At 48.8% G+C, this 18,483-nt stretch carries 14 protein-coding genes; 11 read left to right on the top strand and 3 right to left on the bottom strand.

Annotated features, from left to right (window positions below; all coding sequences use genetic code 11):
• Positions 1-520: 520 nt before the first annotated feature.
• From ACYVC2_RS32340 to ACYVC2_RS32315, 6 genes are all read left to right on the top strand, one after another.
• A complete protein-coding gene (locus tag ACYVC2_RS32340) occupies positions 521-1,327 on the top strand; it encodes an alpha/beta fold hydrolase (protein ID WP_461109893.1) in 807 nt (268 codons plus the stop codon).
• Positions 1,328-1,334: 7 nt separating this feature from the next.
• Entirely contained in the window at positions 1,335-2,516 is a 1,182-nt protein-coding gene (locus ACYVC2_RS32335; RefSeq protein ID WP_461109891.1) for an ATP-binding protein, read from the top strand.
• A 457-nt stretch (positions 2,517-2,973) separates the two neighbouring features.
• A complete protein-coding gene (locus ACYVC2_RS32330) occupies positions 2,974-4,089 on the top strand; it encodes a serine hydrolase domain-containing protein (RefSeq protein ID WP_461109889.1) in 1,116 nt (371 codons plus the stop codon).
• Positions 4,086-5,168 (top strand): sensor histidine kinase, encoded by a 1,083-nt coding sequence (locus ACYVC2_RS32325; RefSeq protein WP_461109887.1) that lies wholly within the window; start codon positions 4,086-4,088, stop codon positions 5,166-5,168. Before ACYVC2_RS32330 ends, ACYVC2_RS32325 begins: the two co-directional genes overlap by 4 nt.
• Positions 5,149-5,838 (top strand): LytR/AlgR family response regulator transcription factor, encoded by a 690-nt coding sequence (locus ACYVC2_RS32320; RefSeq protein WP_461109885.1) that lies wholly within the window; start codon positions 5,149-5,151, stop codon positions 5,836-5,838. The genes ACYVC2_RS32325 and ACYVC2_RS32320 overlap by 20 nt, the downstream gene beginning before the upstream one ends.
• A gap of 245 nt (positions 5,839-6,083) precedes the next feature.
• Positions 6,084-8,519 carry a PAS domain-containing protein gene (locus ACYVC2_RS32315; RefSeq protein WP_461109883.1) on the top strand — a complete coding sequence of 812 codons (2,436 nt, stop codon included), beginning with the start codon at positions 6,084-6,086 and terminating at the stop codon, positions 8,517-8,519.
• 458 nt (positions 8,520-8,977) lie between these two features.
• Here the strand turns inward: ACYVC2_RS32315 and ACYVC2_RS32310 are convergent, their stop codons facing one another.
• A complete protein-coding gene (locus ACYVC2_RS32310) occupies positions 8,978-12,979 on the bottom strand; it encodes a response regulator (RefSeq protein WP_461109881.1) in 4,002 nt (1,333 codons plus the stop codon).
• Between the two features lie 759 nt (positions 12,980-13,738).
• Here ACYVC2_RS32310 and ACYVC2_RS32305 point away from each other — a divergent pair.
• Entirely contained in the window at positions 13,739-14,746 is a 1,008-nt protein-coding gene (locus ACYVC2_RS32305; RefSeq protein WP_461109879.1) for an IS110 family RNA-guided transposase, read from the top strand.
• A gap of 18 nt (positions 14,747-14,764) precedes the next feature.
• Positions 14,765-14,866 carry an IS1 family transposase gene (locus ACYVC2_RS32300; RefSeq protein ID WP_461109877.1) on the top strand — a complete coding sequence of 34 codons (102 nt, stop codon included), beginning with the start codon at positions 14,765-14,767 and terminating at the stop codon, positions 14,864-14,866.
• Between the two features lie 63 nt (positions 14,867-14,929).
• On the opposite strand, the gene ACYVC2_RS32295 is transcribed toward ACYVC2_RS32300, so the two are convergent.
• Both ACYVC2_RS32295 and ACYVC2_RS32290 read right to left on the bottom strand, forming a co-directional pair.
• Complete coding sequence (locus tag ACYVC2_RS32295) at positions 14,930-15,409, bottom strand: glutathione peroxidase (protein ID WP_461109875.1); 480 nt, start codon at positions 15,407-15,409, stop codon at positions 14,930-14,932.
• Positions 15,410-15,819: 410 nt separating this feature from the next.
• The gene (locus ACYVC2_RS32290; protein WP_461109873.1) at positions 15,820-16,305 is read right to left on the bottom strand and encodes a DUF2306 domain-containing protein; all 486 of its coding nucleotides are present in this window, start codon (positions 16,303-16,305) and stop codon (positions 15,820-15,822) included.
• A 441-nt stretch (positions 16,306-16,746) separates the two neighbouring features.
• Here ACYVC2_RS32290 and ACYVC2_RS32285 point away from each other — a divergent pair, with 441 nt between their 5' ends.
• From ACYVC2_RS32285 to ACYVC2_RS32275, 3 genes are all read left to right on the top strand, one after another.
• The gene (locus tag ACYVC2_RS32285; protein ID WP_461109871.1) at positions 16,747-16,947 is read left to right on the top strand and encodes a hypothetical protein; all 201 of its coding nucleotides are present in this window, start codon (positions 16,747-16,749) and stop codon (positions 16,945-16,947) included.
• Positions 16,925-17,359, top strand: a complete 435-nt coding sequence (locus tag ACYVC2_RS32280) for a putative toxin-antitoxin system toxin component, PIN family (RefSeq protein WP_461109869.1) — start codon at positions 16,925-16,927, stop codon at positions 17,357-17,359. The genes ACYVC2_RS32285 and ACYVC2_RS32280 overlap by 23 nt, the downstream gene beginning before the upstream one ends.
• Positions 17,360-17,827: 468 nt before the next feature.
• Positions 17,828-18,457, top strand: coding sequence for a TetR/AcrR family transcriptional regulator (locus ACYVC2_RS32275; protein ID WP_461109867.1), 630 nt, complete (start codon positions 17,828-17,830; stop codon positions 18,455-18,457).
• The last annotated feature ends 26 nt before the right edge of the window (positions 18,458-18,483 follow it).

Here is an 18,483-nt window from a genome sequence, read left to right as displayed (position 1 = left end):
ATAATCAACGGATCAGGGCTACTTACCAATCCTTTACTAATCGAATTTATCGGTACGGAGGGACTGGTTTGGTAAGCAAGCAGTTTTTAATCCGAACCTCCTGATCTACACGCGAGAAAGGGTAGGTCAGAATAATCCTGACAACCTCGTTCGTATAAACACAAATGAGGCGTCAAGGTTAAACGATCGTGCGATTACTTAGATACCGGCAGGTCATCGAGTCTTCTCTCCAATTTGTTCTGGTTACGGGTTTACCTGACTGAACGGTAAAGTCTTCTTTCAACGCTTCCGGTTGAGGTCGGCGTGATCTTCAGACTGCACGTACCATCCGCTAGTCCCAAGGCTTGTCAAAATGGGGGTAGCTGGCAAGTATCGGTGTCATTTCGATCCTCTCTTTTTATCGATTGCGAATTGATTCGTGGGTAGATGACTGATTAATTTTATTTAATCCGTAGGAGTGGATTCGATTGAGTACCTTTGAGTAAAAACACCTGGTCGTGGTATTAGGTGAACCGTCAAGATGACCTCCCTGATTAGGAACCGTTACAACATAACCATCACGGGAAAAGGCACTCAGCCGATTTTATTTGCACATGGTTTTGGTTGTGACCAGACCATGTGGCGCTACGTGGCCCCCGCCTTTGAAACCCACTACCAGGTCATCCGATTCGATTATATCGGCCATGGGAAGGCTTCCCTGGATGCCTATAACCGTGAACGCTACGCCAGCCTGCAAGGCTATGCCCAGGATATACTCGATATCTGTCAGGATCTGGATCTGAACGAGGTGATTTTCGTGGGCCATTCGGTCAGCAGCATGATTGGCTTATTAGCCTCTATTCAGGAGCCAAACCGCTTCGAGCGACTCATTATGGTGAGCCCCTCGCCCCATTATATCAATGAGAAAGGCTATACCGGGGGTTTTGAGCGAGTCGATATTGAGGAATTACTGGACACGATGGATAGTAATTTTTTTGGCTGGGCCACCGTTATGGGGCCTGCTATCATGGCCAATGCGGCACGGCCTGAATTAGGTCAGGAACTCACCCAAAGCTTTTGTGCCACGGATCAGGCTGTAGCGCAGCAGTTTGCCCGGGTCACCTTTCTGGGCGACAATCGAGAGGACTTAGCTAAGATCGGTCGACCCGCCTTGATTATTCAATCAGTCGCCGATGATATTGCGCCTGTTGCCGTGGGCGAATATATGGCGCACCAGATGCCCCAGAGCACCCTGCGGGTGATCCAGGTCCAGGGGCACTCCCCTCACTTAAGTGACCCGGCTGAAACCATTGTGGCTATCCAACACTATTTGCAAGCTGCCAACTAAGTCGTCTATGCAGGAGATCGCGACGCTGATGCCAGGTGGTCTGATCACCCTGAATGATCAAAATGAGATTATTTACCTGAATCCCTTTGCCGACCAGTTGCTGGGCTACGAGCCGGGTAGGCTGATAGGGCAACGAATGGATGTGGTGTTAACCCGGGCGAGTCGGATTTACGTTCAAACGAACCTGTACCCCTTGATTGCTTTGGGTAAGCTCGCCAATGAGCTGAACCTGACCTTGCAAACCCAGTCCGGAGCGCGTATTCCGGTTTTGCTCAATGCCATTCGGCAGGAGGATGCTTCGGGAGGAGGCTTTACCTATTTGTGTCTAATGCCGGTTTATCAGCGACGGCAATACGAGCAGGAGCTGCTGGCCAGTAAGCAGGCTTCTGAACAGGCACTGCTTCGCAACGATGAGTTAATGGCTCTACAACAGCAATTGGAACAGCATCAGGCCGAGATGGACCGCCAGGTGACTAACCTGAAGCAACGGAATGAGGAGTTGGAGCAATTCGGTCGCATTATCGCGCATGACTTCCAGGAGCCCTTGCGCAAGATCAATCTGTTGGCCAGTGCCCTACATCAGGAAGATACCAATCGGTTGAGTAATCTTGGTCAGCGAGGGGTAAAAGGTATGGTTCGGGCTAGTACCCGCTTGCGCCAGCTTATTCACGATTTGCAGGTATACTTCACGTTTGAGCCAATCCGATCAGCGGATGAATCGGTCGATTTGACGGCCTTGCTGAAGGAAGCGGTGGCTAATTATAGCTCCATGGGTATTCGGTTCGAGATCGCCAGCTTACCGACGATTGTTGGGAATCGAGCCGAGTTACTAAGTTTATTTGGTCATCTGCTAGACAACGCGGTGAAGTTTCGTCGGTTGGAACTGTCCCTGGTGGTGACCATCAGCGGTAGTGTGGTGAGTCAGAATCGGTATCAAACCACGCCCGACAAGTACCAATACATCGACTATGCCCGAATTCTGGTGAGCGATAACGGGATAGGGTTTAACAACCAGTATCGGGAGGAGATCTTTGGCATTTTAAAGAAACTAGACCCGCACACGCCAGGGATCGGGTTAGGGCTCTCGTTAGCCAAAAAGATTGTGGAACGTCATCATGGGATCATCCGGGCCGATTCGAGGGAAGGCCAGGGCACGACCATGACCTTATTGTTTCCGTTGACGTACTAGCAATACGTTTTTTCATTCAGTCGGGATGAGCCGATTGTTGAGTTGACCAATCGGATCGGCGTGTCCCTACAGGAAGCGTTTGGCTATCAATAACCAAATTTAGCTATCAACGGTAGACTTATCATAGGGGTGTCAAAATCTTACAAATCGCTCCTTTCGAGCACTATTGGCGCTTTTCGCCTTAGTATGATCGACTGAAACGTTGGAGAATGGCAGTACCAATTAAACGGTGGTTTATCGGGTGACAAAACACGTTGATCCGAGAACGACGAACTGCATATGCATACACGGAGTTTGGAATCGTATCGAGAAGGGGGCCTAGGGGCTAAAAACTCAATGGATTATACCGATCAAACTACCTCTTTGGCAGACATCATGACCCAGTTGGCAGATTATCTTTTTAGCCCTCAACTGGCTAGACCAATTTTGATACAACCATTTATCAAACTTGGCAATTATGAACTATTTCCTCACGCTGGTAGGACTACTCTATCTGTTTCCAGCCCTTGGCCAACCCATCCCCCCTCACACTACTGAGTCAATCCGGGATAAAGCCTACAAAATCGCTATTCGGAAGGCCCAACGCTATCTTGATTCGCTACGAGCCCGTCAAGACATTCCTGGTATATCCCTTTGTATAGGCACCACCAAAAAAATCCTGTGGGCGCAAGGCTTTGGCTACGCCGATCTGGAAGCCAACCTGCCCGTGACCATTCACACCAAGTTTCGGTTGGGTTCGGTCTCTAAATCCGTCACCTCGCTGGCCATTGGCCGATTAATGGAACAGCACCGATTAGACTTAGATGCACCGATTCAGCAGTACGTGCCGGACTTCCCCCAAAAAAAATTCATGATTACTCCTCGCCAGTTAGCCACACATACGGCCGGGATTCGCCACTATCTGGATACTGACCCCTTAGCTTGTGCTAAACGCTATGCCACCGTGCAGGAGGGTTTAACCATTTTTAAACAGGATAGTCTGCTGTTCCAGCCGGGGAGTGCCTATCAGTATTCCACCTATGGCTACTCTTTATTGAGTGCGGTCATCGAGGAGATAAGCCATACCGACTATTTGTCGTACATGCAACAAGCCGTTTTTACACCCCTGAAGATGAATGATACAGGTGCCGATTATGGCGACAGCATTGTCCTTAATCGCGTTCGCTTCTATGAACACCGACAGGGAAAACGGGTGAATGCCCCCTTCGTCGATAACAGTTATAAGTGGGCCGGAGGTGGACTTTTGTCCACGCCAATGGATCTGGTTAAGGTAGGCGCGGAGCTTATTCACCCCACTACGCTGCAGAAAGAAACGGTAGCTATCCTGCTGACCCCACAGCGGTTGCTGGATGGCACCAATACGCATTATGGAATGGGATGGCGGGTGGGTATCGACCACCAAGCGCGAACGATCATTCACCACGGGGGACTAATTGATGGGGGAAGAACCTTCCTGTTAGTGTATCCCGCTCAGGATCTGGTCGTAGCCATCACAGCCAATATGAGTGGCGTCCGTATTAACTTGCCCGAAGTCGAAACGATTGCCGGTTATTTTTTAGCCATAAAGCGATGAACAAAGCCATGATCCGTCTGCTGCACCTGGGCTATTGGCTACTCTACGGCTTTTTGGTTAGCTTTCTGTTTATCCTATCGCAATCGACCGACCAGTCGGTGTTTGCCGATTGGGATGACTGGGCGACTATTTTGGTGGCCACTCTGCTCATTGGACTCAGCAGCTTTTATGCCTTCTACGGTTGGTTAGTGCCCCGGTATTTGACCACTCGTCGCGTCAAGCGCTTTATTGGCCTAGGTCTGCTGGTCAGTATAAGCCTAGCCATAGGGTCAACGCTGCTCGTGTCACTAGCTACCACGATCCTGCTCTACCTGACGCTGCATCAAACGCACTTCTTATTCTTCCAACTTCAGGATCAGCTCATGTTGACTGTTGGTTTCAGCTTACTAGCCATCATCAATGGGCTGATCGGCGCGGCGATGCGGGGAGCGATCACCTGGTATACGGACATTCATCTCAGAGAACGGATGGCCAACCAAGCCTTACAGACCGAACTAAGTTGGTTGAAATCCCAACTTAATCCTCACTTCTTATTTAACACCTTGAACAACATTGATATTCTGATGGAGCGGGATGCCCCTAAAGCGTCCTTGTATTTAAATAAACTATCTGACTTATTGCGCTTTAGTTTGTACGAAACACAGTCTGATCAGATCCCCTTAGCCCAGGAGTTAGCCAGTATCGAGAAGTATGTTGAGTTGCAACGGATTCGAACGCCCAATGAGCAGTATATAAGCCTGCAGATCGAGGGTCAAGCGGGCAGCGTGCTCATTGCGCCGATGTTGTTTATGCCTTACCTGGAGAATGCCTTTAAATATGCCACCAACAAGAAAGTGACGGAGGCGATCCGTATTCAGTTTCGGATTGAGGGGGCTCAGATTCACTTTCATTGTGTGAATGTGATTGATCCGGATCGAAGGGTATCGAATGAATACGGGGGCCTGGGTCAGAAGTTGCTACGACAACGATTAGCGTTGCTTTACCCCCATACCCATACCTTAATCGTTGAGTCTACGGATATTATATACTCTGTTTCCTTAACTATATCGCTACCAGCCCATGCGTTGTCTGTTGATTGAAGATGAACCCTTAGCCATGCTGCGCTTAAAAGACTATGTCGAGCGGGTTCCATTTCTCACGCTGGCGTATGCGGTCGACAACGGCGTAGATGCCATTCCCATCCTGCACCGGGAATCGGTTGACTTGGTATTTTTAGATATAGAAATGGATGGTTTATCGGGGCTCCAGTTATTAGAGGCATTGCCCCGCAGACCCGCCGTCATTTTAACGACGGCTTTCGACCAGTACGCCCTGAAAGCCTTTGATTTACAGGTAATCGATTATCTCTTAAAACCCTACAGCTTCGAGCGTTTTTTACAAGCGGTGACACGCGCGCAATCAGTGCTGAAGACGGGGTCAGCTCAAGCGGATCCCTCATTTCTGTTCATAAAAACCGAGTATCGTCTGCAAAAAGTAAGCCTGGATCAAATCTTGTACATTGAAGGCATGCGTGATTACCGGCGTATTCATCTGGTGGCCGAAAAGATTATGACCTTAGAAACGTTCGGCGACTTGGCACAACAACTCCCGGCTCATGGCTTTTGCCGGGTCCACAAGTCCTATTTGGTAGCCCTGGATAAAATAGATTCGATTGAGCGGGACCGCCTAAAAATTGGGCAAGTGCTGATTCCGATCTCCAACACGTATCGGGACCATTTCTACCAACTCATTGGACGCTCGACCAAATGACGAACACAACAAGTGAGCTTTCGCATTTCGTTTGCGACTGATCAGATTGGACAGGTATTAAAATTCAGTGTCTTATAAAACCCTCATTTATATGACAAAGAAACGGTCATGTGTCTGCTCCTTAAGTCGGGCGTTTACTGATGGCGACATGTAACGTCAATGCTAGCCCCCCTAATATCACCATTCCGCCCGGCAATCACCAGGTAATTTTGCTAACTTACCCCTGTTATGCCCTTTCCTAACCCATGACTCCTCAAGAGCCAACCGCTGATCCTGCCAAAACCCTTGTACAACGACTGGATGTCGGCTTTGCCCTCCAGGCTGCCGGACTGGGGGTTTGGGAGCTAGACCCGCGAACCAACCAGGTGATTTGGGATGATCGGTGCCGTCAGCTGTTTGGGCTGGCCGCTAATAACCAGTTGCCTTACGAACAGGCCATCCAGTACATCCACCCCGAAGACCGGGACCGGGTCAACCAGGCTGTCCAGTGGGCACTTGATCCCCTATCTAGGGGAGTCTACGATCAAACCTACCGTACCCTGGGTGCCGATGATGGACTGCTACGCTGGGTGCGCTATAGTGGACAAGGGTATTTTGATGAGACGGGTAAAATGATTCGGTTCGCTGGCGTCGCCCAGGATGTAACCCTGCCAGTGGCCACCCAACAAAGTCACCAGCAAACATTGGCCCTCTTTGAGCAGGCTCCGGTAGGCATCGCCATGCTAAGTGTTGAGGAGGCCCTGGTCTTTCAATTTGTTAATCCCTTTTATAGCCATCTGGTGGGCCGTAGCCCTTCCGCCCTGGTGGGTAAGCCCCTGCTGGAAGCATTACCGGAACTGAGAGGACAGGGTTTCGACCAGGTGCTACGGGAGGTGATCGCCACAGGAATCCCTTTCAGGGCGAACGAACAAAAGGTCCAACTGGCAAGGGCCGGCCAGCTGGAGACCATTTACGTCAATTTCACCTACCAACCCCAAAAAAGCGCGGATGGCTTGGTGATCGGCGTGCTGGCCGTAATCACCGATGTGACGGCGCAGGTGCTGGCTCGGCATCAAATCGAAGCCAGTGAAGGCCAACTGCGGGGCATTCTGGAAACGGCTCCGGCGGGGATCGGCTTGTTTGTCGGACGAGACTTGGTGATTAAGAACCCCAATCAGACCTTCATCGATATTGTGGGTAAAGGGCCCAACATTGCCGGACTTCCCCTACGGGAGGTGATGCCCGAACTAGTCAGTGAAGACCAGTCCTTTCTCCAGATCCTGGATGAAGTACTGACCACCGGAGAACCCTTCCACTCGCCGGGGTCGTTGATTAGGATTGAGCGGCAGGGGGTGCTCCAGCACAAGTACTTCAACATCTCCTACTCGCCGGTGCGTAATGCCGCCGGTGCGGTTTATGCGGTACTCAATATGTCCATTGATGTAACGGCCCAAATCAAGGCTCAACAGGCGCTGGCTCAAAGTGAGCAGCACCTTGAACTCTTAAGGGACACCGTACCGGCCATGATCTTTTATCTGGACGAGGGGCAGCGCTACCAATCCTACAATAAGGTATTTCGGGAATGGTTCAATGTGGACGAAAAAGAAGCCCTGGGCAAAACGGTTCGGGAATTTCTGGGCGAGCGCGCCTATGAGTCAACAGCACCTTATCTGGCCAAGGCCTACGCCGGGGAGTCGGTTCGGTATGAGTTGTTTGCGCCCACCCGCATGCAGGCCGACAGATGGCTCAGCATTGTGTACACCCCTCATAAAGACCAACAGCAGCAGGTAATTGGGCTCATTGTGCATGCCACCGATATTACACCCAATAAGCAGATTGAGGAAGCGCTGCGCGCCAGCGACACCCGATACCGGGCATTGTCGGCCGACCTGGAGAAACAGGTGGAGCAGCGCACCCAAGAGCTGGCCGCTAACAACAAAGAGTTGGCCGAAGCTAACAGCCTGCTGGTGCGCTCCAATGGGAACCTGCAAACCTTTGCCTACGTAGCCTCTCATGATTTACAGGAGCCCTTGCGCAAGATTCAGCAATTCGGGGATCTATTGAAGAGCCGTTACGCCGACTCGGTGGGTGACGAACTGGTTTATATCGAGCGTATGCAGTCGGCGGCCTCCCGGATGTCCACCTTAATCAAAGACCTGCTGGACTTCTCGCGTATCTCCACTCAGCGGGATACCAGTGGTCCGGTATCTCTGGAGGATGTTGTTAGGCAGGTGCTGTCCATCTTAGAGCTAACCATCCAGGAAACGGGCGCTCAGGTCAGCGTCGAGCCTTTACCCACGGTCATGGGCGATGCCTCGCAACTGAACCAACTCTTTCAGAACCTGTTGTCCAATGCGCTTAAGTTTCATCGTATGGACCGGACCGGCGTTCCGGTAGTCCCTACCATTGTGGTCAAGTCGAGCTGGCTGGCGGCTGAACACCTTCCCAAGGATCTCAAACTCAGCCGGTGGGCCATCGCTTATCACCGGATTGATGTCATTGATAATGGGATTGGTTTTGAGGAGAAGTACCTGGACCGTATCTTCCAAGTCTTCCAGCGGTTGCATGGTAAGAATGAGTATGTGGGTACGGGGATTGGCTTAGCCATTTGTGAGAAGGTAGTCGCCAATCATGGGGGTGTCATTACGGCCAGCAGCCAGCCCGGCCAAGGGGCTACCTTTACTATTTACTTACCTGTGTAGCCTAAAGCGCTCGTACATATTTTGTTCGTAATCCGGTCGCGTGATCCATTTGGATTCATTTCCTTACTTAAAAGTCATTCTCAAATAAGGCTCGTGGCTGTTGCACAACTCATATTGGTAGTCCGCTTACGATAAATTAGTTGATTCGGACCGATCCTTTGGCTGAACTCCCCATTTCTGGGCCTTTTAGCGAGCAAATCTGTGGTTAAACTCTGTCTCAAAATAGTTGTGCAACAGCCACGTCCGATTTAGATCGGGAAAAACTTGCAAATTTTAATATCTATCAAATGCTATCAGGCGCATACGCAGTCACGGTAAATGCATGAAATAGCTAGTTAGATCAAGACTGGCCTCTTATCCTGTAAAATGTGATCTGCCAAAGGCTCGCAGGCGTCGATTTTGTCTCGAAGAGACTTATTGATCGGTCAAAAAGTACCACGATCTCTTAGAAAAGTCATTCATGCGCTTGTCCTGATACGCAGTAAGGAAATGACCCGATTTATTTCCGATTGGGTTTGATCCATTAATTCATGGACTAAGTCGGGTTCAAAACGTTCCAGATGCTCTACCTTGTGAGCCAATTGTGCCAGACTGGGCATACCAGCACTCAGGGCAGTTCCTTTCAATTTATGACCTGCCGATTTTAAGCCGTCCAGATTCCGGGCCTCGACTTGCTGAAACAGTACGGCTTGCGAACGGTGAAGCTCACTTTCAGCGACTTCGATTAGTGTCTCCAGAAATTCCATATCCTGGCCTGCTATGGTTTTAAATACCTGAGCGTCAAAGTGGACATCAGCCCTTTCTGCTTTATCAAGTACCTGCTGGTCAACAGATGGCGTTTCAAGCCATTTTTGGAATAAAGAAACCATCGACTTTTCAACGATGGGTTTCGTGATAAAATCGTCCATACCCGCTGCCAGACACTTTTCCCGTTCTCCTTTTACGGTGCCAGCCGTTAAGGCGATAATCGGAATATGGCGCTCCTGTTCCAGTTCCCGAATGCGTTGCGTAGCCTCATAGCCGTTCATGACTGGCATTTGAATATCCATCAGGATCAGATCTGGCTGTTGCTGGGTGTACAGGTCTATCGCTTCTTGCCCATTAATAGCTTCCAAAATATGGGCATTGGGAATCAGTTTGGTTACGTAGGTTTTAGCCAATAACTGGTTCACTTTATTATCTTCAACTAGTAAGATTTTTATGGGGGACGTGACAACCTCAATGGGCATATTCGTCTCCAAGGCCAACGTTTTGTCCTCCTGCTGACCTAATCGGGATAAGGCCCGAAACAAGTCGGCCATCTTAACGGGTTTCACCAAGCGCTGGCTGATCGCTAATGACTCGCTTGCTTTGATAAGTCGTTCGTCGTCGGATGAGCTATGGAGTAGAATAATGACTTGCTTTTCGGTAGGCGATGAGAAATTGGCCCGGATTTTCTCTATGGTTTCCAGGCCATCCATATAGGGCATATGGTAATCCATCAGAATCACATCATACGGCTTATTCTTACTTACTAGCTGGAGGGCCTCAAATCCATTACTAGCTTCATCGACACTAATTTGTTTTAACAAAAACATTTGCCGTAAGATCAATCGATTGTTCTCATTATCATCCACAATCAGTACGTTTTTGATCAGGCTTAGGTCCTGCCAGTTAATTGGATCACCGATTTCCGTTTTAAGCCGCACATCGAAGGAAAAGCAGCTTCCCGCTCCTGGTTGGCTAACTAACTCAAGACGGCTGCCCATCAACCCCAGCAGTTTATTGGAGATGGTCAATCCCAGGCCGGTTCCACCGTATTTTTTTGTGGTGGAGGAATCTTCCTGAGAGAAGGCGTCGAAGATGCGGTTCTGCATATCGGGCTTAATACCAATACCGGTATCTCTTACCTCAAAGCGGAAAGTGACGTAGTCTTGCGTTGGATCGGTTAATGGCTTTATTCTCAGCTCAATCTCCCCTTTTTCGGTGAATTTGACGGCATTCCCCAGCAGATTGACCAGTATCTGCTTTAAGCGTACCGAGTCAATATAAATAAACCGGGGTAAATCGGCGGGCAGATTCAGCAGCATTTCAAGCCCTTTGTTCTGAGCCTGATACGTAATGATATTGGCGGCCTGGCTGCTGATTTCGTACACATCTACTTTCTCAATAGCCATCTCCAGTTTACCAGCTTCAATTTTTGAAAAGTCCAGAATATCATTGATGATACTCAATAACGCATTCGCCGATTGATCGACAATGGAGAGATACTGGTGCTGGGTTTCGTTAAGTGACGTTTTGAGTACCAGGTCGGTAAAGCCGATGACGCCATTAAGCGGGGTCCTGATTTCATGGCTCATGTTGGCCAGAAATTCGGATTTGGCAACGCTGGCTTGCTCTGCCTGTTGCTTGGCTTTTTTCAATTCCTCCCGTTGCAGGCAGGACTCGGTAATATCTTGGGTAAATATCATGATGCCCCCAATAGAGCCATCATACTGATACCAAGGTCTTATTTCCCAGCGAAGATATTGATCATGATCCCAGTCGTTTGGGCGCCGGACATACTCATCATTCTTTTCTGCCGCCCCCTTAAGGCACCGCTCAAAAACGGCCTTCCAATCATCTGCCAGATTTGGGAATACCGCATAATGGGATAAACCAATTACAGAACCTTCCAACTGATAATCTTCCATCCACCGATTACTGACGGCCAGGTATGTCATTGTCCGGTCGAACATAGCTACGGCCGCCGGAGCATGTTCAACGAAGGTTGCCAGTCGTAATTTTTCGTTAATTAGTGCCTGTTCCGCTTGTTTCTTTTCATCAATATCCTGAAACGTACCATAGAGGAGTTTGCCCCCTTCTTCTTCAAATCCAGGTCTTCCGACTATCCGAACCCATACCTTCCGGTCGGCTGCTGTAACAATCTGTAGTTCTATATCAAAGGCGGTCCCTTCGCTGATGGACTTGTCAACAGACTCAACAATGCGTTCATAGTTTATTCCTCTAAAGAAGGTTTCGCCCGAATCAAGCAGGGGTACAAAGTCATCTGGAACTTCGTGAATCGCCCTGGTAACGGATGACCAGTACATCGTTCCCTTGGTAAAATTGGCTTCCCAAGTGCCAATTCGGGCCGCTTCGTTGGTCTGCTCCAGTATTTGCTTGGTCCATTTCAAATCGACATTGGTTTCGGCTAACTCTTCGGTACGCTGCCGGACACGCTCATCCAGCTCCTGAGATAATTGCCGGTATTGGGCTTCGCTTTCAGCCAAGGTCAGTACAGCCTGTCGTTGTTGGGTGATGTCAGTATGAACACCGACCCACTCCCGGAGGCTTCCATCGGCATTCAGCAGGGGAACGGCCCGAATGGCGAACAGGCCCCAACGATCGTCGTGCTGCCGCACCCGGTGTTCGAAAATAAACGTCCGTTGCTGGGCCACGGCTTGCTGCCAGGCATCGATGGTGGGTTGGACATCGTCCGGGTGAACGGCTTTGGCCCAGCCATAGCCTTGGTAGTCTTCATACGTCTGACCTGTCAGGGTTGCCCAGCCTGTTTGCTGGCCTTCCATTTGGCCCGCCGCATTGTTGGTCCACAGAATCCCCTGAACGGCTTCAATCGCGGCCTGAAAGCGCTCCTCACTTTCCCGTAGGGCTTGCTGCGCCTGTTTGAACCGGGTAATGTTGGGGCTGACCGTTGCTAACTCGGACACTTCGCCCGATCTCGGGTCACGGATGACTACGGTATTCCACTGCATCCAGAAGGGCTCACCGGTGCGGGCATTCACGAATCGAATCTCTTGGGATGCCGCACCAGTTTCCTGTAAGTTAGTCAGTGTGGCCCGAGCCAATGGCAGGTCTTGGGGGTAAATACAGTCCAGTACGGTTCTGCCCTCGATGGTATCCCAGCCTAACAGGGCCAGGGCGGCCGGGTTGCCGTACTGGATGTGCCCGTTTGGATCGGCCAGGCTAATGAAGTCTTGACTGGCTTCGAGAATAGTACTGAGCTTTTGCTGTTCGTTTTCTGCCCCCTGTTGGCACCCGATCAACGCCTGTTTGCGCTGCTGAACGGCCCTATAGTTGGTCACATCCTGCGCCACCCCCGCAAAGCGGTGGACGACTCCATTCTCGTTAAAACAGCTGCGGCCGGTAAACCTCACCCAGCGCAGCAGGCCATCATCGGCCCCGATGGTGCGGTAGGTCGCATCGTAGTACCCACCGGATTGAGGATTCATAGCGTACTGAACGGCCTGATTTACCTGGTCCCGGTCATCAGGATGAATGTGCCGGATGGCCTGTTCGTAGGGGAGTTTATTAGCCTGAGCCAATCCAAATAATTCCCGACACTGATCATCCCAGTTAACGACCCTGGTGAGGGGGTCCCACTCCCAAACACCCAGCCGGGCAGCTTTGAGGGCAAAGTCGATGTCTAACCGTTTGCTAAGTTCATTGCCCTGATCGGAGGGCTTCTGATTATGGGTCATGCGTGTCAATCCGTTGAAAGGGTAAGTTAGCAGTAGCCATAAACATGAATGAGATACTGACTGTCGGATGAAATACAGGATATACCTCCTTGCCGTTGGTCATCGAGCAACGAAACCAGAGATATAGGGGGCTCACAAATCAACGATGCTAGTTCAGTTAATTGATCAAATGCCTCTTCAAGCCGGGTATCCAGAATTTGATACTGATTTAAAGCTTCTAGTCGCTTATACTTATCAGGAGTCAAAGACATAGACTTCACTTATTTATCGAATAAGGAATCAAATTTACCTTATTATTAATGAAATCCATTTATTGGTAACAAAAGAGAGTTAAAATAAAGATGAATAAAACTAATGTTAGGTAAATAATAAGATTTTTTTTATGATGCCAGTACCCAGTTGGGCTCACTAGCCGTTAGTAGGCGATTGCTTAGATCTACGCTTACGATTAGTTCGTAAGGCGTCATTACAAGGACTGGAACGTAAGCATCTTACTCTTCGAACGCGCTTGAAGAGACCGCTCCGGCCTTTAGGTTTGAAGGCTGGTAAGATTCCAAGATTTGGGTAGCTTGCCAGACAGACAACCGAGCGGGCTTCCCTACCGTCTCCGGCTAGGCTCGCAACCTATGGGCCGATTCAGGTCCCGCTCGGTCTTTCTTACTTAACCTCGAATAGAAATTAGGGCGTTGTGGCCCATTAGCAAGGTAGCGAGTGATGAGTAAGCAGTCTGATTGTTGAACCATAAAATTAAGCACTCGAATGGACATTCGCCATTTCATGGGTATTGATGTTTCTAAGAACACTCTCGACTGGGCTATTTATGCTAATAAAGCCATCATCTGGCAAACCCAATCTGAAAATTCACCCTCGGCCATTCGGGCAATCATCAAACAACTCCTGGCTATGCCCAACTTCCAGTCAGTAAACTGTGTGGTCTGCATGGAACATACCGGGCTTTACAACGCACATGCCCTAGAGGTACTTTTTCAGGCTCAATTACCAATTTGGCTGGAAGCCTCCCTACATATCAAACAAGCTGGTGGTTTACAGCGAGGCAAGTCCGATAGTATTGATGCTCAACGTATTGCGGAATATGCTTATCGCTTTCAAGATCGTATCCGGCTGTGGCAACCAGCCCGGCCAGTGATGAAAAAGCTAGCTGAATTCACCCGCCTTCGTCAGCGCTTACAGGGTATGATCAGCCAACTGAAGGTGCCTTTAGCTGAGCAAAAACGATTCGGTGACAAAGCCCTGACTACCCAACTAGGTCAGCATTGTAGTAACTCCCTAAAGGCGCTACTGAGTGATTTAAAAGGCGTTGAAAAAGGAATTAAACAACTCATTGCTGATGATCCTACGCTGAAATCACTCTTTGAGTTGATCACCTCTATCCCTGGTGTTGGTCAAGTCGTAGCTACTGAACTGATTCTGGCCAGCGATGAATTCAAAGCCATTGACGATCCCAAAAAGCTAGCTTGCCATGCTGGCGTAGCCCCTTTCAAACACTCCTCGGGCAGTAGTGTCCGGGGCAAAACCCGCGTGAACCACCAGGCTCGAAAATCACTAAAAACGGTCCTCCATCTGGCAGCCATGTCGGCTCTACAAGTGAAGGGTGAGCTACAGGATTATTATCAACGAAAAGTCAAAGAAGGCAAAAATAAGATGCTGGTTATCAATGCACTAAGAAACAAACTCATCCATAGAGTCTATGCAGTCGTCAAACGGGGCAAAAAATATGACAAAAATTATACGCCAATCCTTGCTTGAACCATAGAAATCGGCCCGGTGACCCGTCGAACCATTTGCTTCTCTAAATCAGTGGCGGTCCACGATACCATAATCGGCCTGTTCATTAATCAGTTCTTCTTCGCCGATAAACGCAATTAAGCCACTACCCTATCCTTTAATGCCATCAATCCATTACAGACTTGATTAGCCATCCACCTTCCGTTAAAGTAACTTGATAATGTCCCCTTCAATAGCTGCTGGCTTGGTCGTTGGAGCAAACCGTTTGACCGGCTTTCCACTCCGGTCAATCAGAAACTTGGTGAAGTTCCATTTGATGCTACTGCCCAAAAATCCCCCTAGCTCGTGCTTTAGATACTTAAAAACCGGATGCGTGTGTACGCCATTGACCGCACATTTCTCCAATAACTGGAATGTTACCCCGTGATTGAGCTTACAGACAGCTTCAAGGGTATCGTTAGTTTCAGGTTCTTGCTGGGCAAACTGGTCACAAGGGAAGCCCAGCACCACTAAGCCCTTCTCCTTGTAGTGCTGGTGGAGCGTTTCCAAGCCTTCAAATTGAGGAGCCAGCCCACATTTAGTGGCCGTGTTGACAACTAACACGACTTTTCCGTCAAAGTCTGACATGTTAACCTGTTGGCTTTGTGGTGTCTTGGCGAAAAGGCGGTAAAATGCATTTTCCATTAATTTGCTACGAATACGTGCTGATTCTCTCGAGTACAACACAAAGTTACAGTGTTACACCGGCTAGCCTTCACGAAGGCCTATTGAAATACTACCTTTTGGTCATTCATTGAGGATTTTCACTCCTTAACCAGAGCGTGCCTGGGCAATCCATCTCAGGCTAAACTAGTCTTGTAATTAGATGAACGTTGTTTTACAGTAGAGCAGGTTAGATGCGAATCTCAAAAAAAGGCTCCCATCCGAGATGAACGAGCGTACATGTGTCTGCTTCTTAATGAGAGCGTGGCTATTGTACAACTCGACTAGTGCATAACACTGCTCTTAAGTCGGGGGTCTGAATCGTGCCGATCCGGCAGTCTGACTCAAGAGCATTCGTTCCTGTTTATAGACAATTGCTAGCTACCTTTCAGCTACTGGATAGGTAAGGGGGATTCCCAATGAGGAAGCCTAGAAGCATTCCGTCGGATCAGGTAGCCACCCAAAAAAGCTGTCACTAGCATCGAGATAATGACAACGGGCCAAAACTCACCCATTGGCAGAAGCCGAGTGAACGTTTCAGCCCAAAAACCGGCGTACAGACCGACTACAGACCAACTCATAAAATTGTAATGCCAAAAAATCCATTTAGGGATGCGCTTTCGCAGATAGACGGGAATCATCCCTGCGGTCAAACCCAATAAGCTCATGACGGCAAGCCAGTGAAAGGGCCCGAATTTACCCGTCAAATGATAAACTTGGAAGGCGGTAAGGTTCAAGGTAAGCATACTGGCGATGTAGACGTACCCGACTTGTTTGTGAAACAAACCTCCTTTAGTATTCAAAAAAACGAGGGTACCGGTAAGGATAGCCAGCAAAGCCGCTAAAAGATGAACCAAACCGGCGGTAGAGTGAAACATACGGAGCAATGAGTGAGTGGACTTATGATGCAAAAGTAAGTTAAAGCGTTTCTGGGCCCCTGAATTTATGACCAACCTAGTTTATTGAGAGGTTAATAGGTCAATTTGCCGGATGAACCCGTATGCTAGGAACTGGACCGCGGTGGTGCTGGGTATACTCGGGTCGGCGCACCGACTGCTGGCCACTTGACAGCTATCGAAAAATAATCGTCTCGCGAAACCCTCAAATTATTGAGACCGATGATGATGCCTTGAGCCTAGCGATGAATTAATTACGCGGCCCCTCTGAGCGGTCTGCCATTAGGTTACGGCTCAATAAGACGCTTTCATTTCTGAGCAACTGGTGCATATATAAAGGGTAGTTTATACCTCTTGCTTTGATTTTTCTAGTAATTTGTAGCGTTATCTAGTTTAGCCAATAACTCGATACCAGGATCAATCATGTCTCAACACGAAGTCATTCAGGCCTTCAACGCCCTACCGCCCAAGCAAAGGTTAGCCATTGCCAAAAAAATACAATTGCAAATGGCGGATGAACTCTTTGACGATTTAGATGCCGAACTACCCAATGTGTCTATATCAACCCAGGAAATTCAGCAAGAGATCATAGCCTACCGGAATGCCCAAAAAAAGAAAGATTAGGTTAGTGATTGATGCCAATTGGTTTATCTCCGCTTGCATTAGTCGAAACTCCCGCCGAACGCTTTACTATAAGATAATAAAAAACGCCCATCTTCAAATCTATTATTCGTCTGAGCTGCTAACTGAGTTTGAGGGCGTTATCAGCCGGCCAAAGTTTTCAAAGGTGATCAGACCTCATCAAGTAGCTCGATTCAAGGCATTTACTCTGTTTTACCTTCACGAAGTGTCGCTAGGTGAGATTCCTTCCCTTTCACGGGATGAGGCCGATAACTATTTACTAGCGATAGCGGAAAGCAGTCAGGCTGATTTTTTAATCACGGGTGACAATGATCTGTTGACATTGGGTACCTATCAGAACACGACCATTGTGACAATGGGTCAGTTTCTGCAGATAGTTTCCCTGATCAGGTAAGTCTCCCCGCTTATCTCAAAGAAATATCAGCGATCTATCTAGGTTTGTACTATATATCCTTCTACTGAAAACAAATCAGGCTGATTGCATATGCTTCAAAAAATGGGCGTTTAATGTGACTACCAAGAGTGACCTCCAGTAGTCTAAAAACACCTGAAAGTAGGTTATGCTGCTAATGGTGCCTGCTGTTCATTCAGTCCTTTCGACTTTATTTCCGCCGAGAAATCCGCTCCCATCCGAATAGCCGGTGTCGCCTGGTTTTTAGCCGGTCCGATGCCCCTTACATGACCGGCTCCGTGCTGACGGTGGATGGCGGACTAACCATTACATTCTAAAAAACATCGGCAAGCTGTCGCATTAACCCGTAAACTTCTCAAAACCGCAAGGAAAATTTGATTGTAATAATATTTTCCTCTTTCTTTGTTATGGAAAATATAACAAGATTTTTATTTTCCATAGCTAGCTCTTATGAAGGATGAAATCTTACAAGCATCACTGAACCTGTGCTTACAGTATGGCATTCGGCAAATGTCCATTCAGAAGCTCGTTGAGTCGCTCAACATCTCCACGAAAACAGTTTATAAATATTTTAAAAATAAAGAAGAGCTTCTGGAAGCGGTCCTGTATCACTACCACGGCAAACAGTACCAATTGCTGGAAAACCTCCCCACAGGAGAAAACGTGGCCTGTCTCTTTTTCACGATCTGGCAAACGGCCATTGACAAAGAGTACCAGATCAATAAAGTCTTCTATGAGGATCTACACTATTACTATCCCGAGCTGGAACAGAGTGTGAATGCCGTGATTGGGCCAAAATTTGAGCAATACTTTCTGTCCGTTATCTACCAGGCTATGGACGAGGGGGCCTTTCGAGCCGACATTCTACCCGACGTTGCGCTACGAAGTGTACTGGTGCTTCACCAGGCTGCGGTTCGGACCGAGGAGTTTAACCGGTTTGGTTTATCGGCCCAGGCCTTAATGATTCATACGATCGGCCAGTACATCCGAAGTCTCTGTACGCCCAGCGGGCTTCAAGCCCTCGATGAGCATATACAGTCGCTACTGGCAACGCCCGTCGCGGTGATGACAACCGGGTAAAGGCGTGGCCCAACTAAGCAACCGGT

The organism is Spirosoma koreense (assembly GCF_054777875.1).
This window is presented reverse-complemented; position numbering and strand designations above follow the sequence as displayed.

What these genes read in the sequence shown, in the direction of transcription:
- ACYVC2_RS32340 (WP_461109893.1), top strand. Translation starts at nt 521, where the DNA reads ATGACCTCCCTGATTAGGAACCGTTACAACATAACCATCACGGGAAAA.
- ACYVC2_RS32335 (WP_461109891.1), top strand. Translation starts at nt 1,335, where the DNA reads ATGCAGGAGATCGCGACGCTGATGCCAGGTGGTCTGATCACCCTGAAT.
- ACYVC2_RS32330 (WP_461109889.1), top strand. Translation starts at nt 2,974, where the DNA reads ATGAACTATTTCCTCACGCTGGTAGGACTACTCTATCTGTTTCCAGCC.
- ACYVC2_RS32325 (WP_461109887.1), top strand. Translation starts at nt 4,086, where the DNA reads ATGAACAAAGCCATGATCCGTCTGCTGCACCTGGGCTATTGGCTACTC.
- ACYVC2_RS32320 (WP_461109885.1), top strand. Translation starts at nt 5,149, where the DNA reads ATGCGTTGTCTGTTGATTGAAGATGAACCCTTAGCCATGCTGCGCTTA.
- ACYVC2_RS32315 (WP_461109883.1), top strand. Translation starts at nt 6,084, where the DNA reads ATGACTCCTCAAGAGCCAACCGCTGATCCTGCCAAAACCCTTGTACAA.
- ACYVC2_RS32310 (WP_461109881.1), bottom strand. Translation starts at nt 12,979, where the DNA reads ATGACCCATAATCAGAAGCCCTCCGATCAGGGCAATGAACTTAGCAAA.
- ACYVC2_RS32305 (WP_461109879.1), top strand. Translation starts at nt 13,739, where the DNA reads ATGGACATTCGCCATTTCATGGGTATTGATGTTTCTAAGAACACTCTC.
- ACYVC2_RS32295 (WP_461109875.1), bottom strand. Translation starts at nt 15,409, where the DNA reads ATGGAAAATGCATTTTACCGCCTTTTCGCCAAGACACCACAAAGCCAA.
- ACYVC2_RS32290 (WP_461109873.1), bottom strand. Translation starts at nt 16,305, where the DNA reads ATGTTTCACTCTACCGCCGGTTTGGTTCATCTTTTAGCGGCTTTGCTG.
- ACYVC2_RS32285 (WP_461109871.1), top strand. Translation starts at nt 16,747, where the DNA reads ATGTCTCAACACGAAGTCATTCAGGCCTTCAACGCCCTACCGCCCAAG.
- ACYVC2_RS32280 (WP_461109869.1), top strand. Translation starts at nt 16,925, where the DNA reads ATGCCCAAAAAAAGAAAGATTAGGTTAGTGATTGATGCCAATTGGTTT.
- ACYVC2_RS32275 (WP_461109867.1), top strand. Translation starts at nt 17,828, where the DNA reads ATGAAGGATGAAATCTTACAAGCATCACTGAACCTGTGCTTACAGTAT.